The organism is Morganella sp. BCCO 40_0007 (assembly GCF_032989665.1).
Lineage (GTDB): Bacteria > Pseudomonadota > Gammaproteobacteria > Enterobacterales > Enterobacteriaceae > Morganella > Morganella sibonii.
This window is the reverse complement of record NZ_JAVBIN010000034.1, coordinates 1-544: the sequence shown is the minus strand read 5'-3', so window position 1 is coordinate 544 and position 544 is coordinate 1. Positions and strand designations below refer to the sequence as shown.

2 tRNA genes and 1 rRNA gene are annotated in these 544 nt (G+C 47.1%); all 3 read right to left on the bottom strand.

Annotated features, from left to right (window positions below):
- Positions 1–133: 133 nt before the first annotated feature.
- Positions 134–209: transfer RNA gene (locus R5268_RS19370), tRNA-Ala, on the bottom strand.
- Between the two features lie 125 nt (positions 210–334).
- Positions 335–411, bottom strand: a tRNA-Ile gene (locus R5268_RS19365).
- 66 nt (positions 412–477) lie between these two features.
- Positions 478–544 (bottom strand): 16S ribosomal RNA (locus R5268_RS19360); the annotation flags it as partial.

Sequence of the window (544 nt, the reverse complement as noted above, 5' to 3'; positions counted from 1 at the left end):
ACTCATCAATATTACCTCGGTGATAATATTGATTGTTTCAATTTTTCAGCTTGTTCCGGATTGTTAAAGAGCATAATAATTCACAGCATACCGTTTCCGGTAAACTCTGAATTATTGTTCAGATATCAGATAATGGTGGAGCTAAGCGGGATCGAACCGCTGACCTCCTGCGTGCAAGGCAGGCGCTCTCCCAGCTGAGCTATAGCCCCATTATTTGGTTTTTCCGGGTCACCTTCACCTTCCTCAAAAGGTGACTTTTTACTGAGACAAGGCGTGGGTTCGCGAAGTTTACTGACGTAAACGAGCGGAGCCGCAACGCAGTATCAGTGAAAAGTGGTAGGCCTGAGTGGACTTGAACCACCGACCTCACCCTTATCAGGGGTGCGCTCTAACCACCTGAGCTACAAGCCTATTCCCGGTATCTGCTTCTTTCTATCAGACAATCTGTGTGAACACTCACATTCCAAATCAACTAGGTAAGGAGGTGATCCAACCGCAGGTTCCCCTACGGTTACCTTGTTACGACTTCACCCCAGTCATGAAT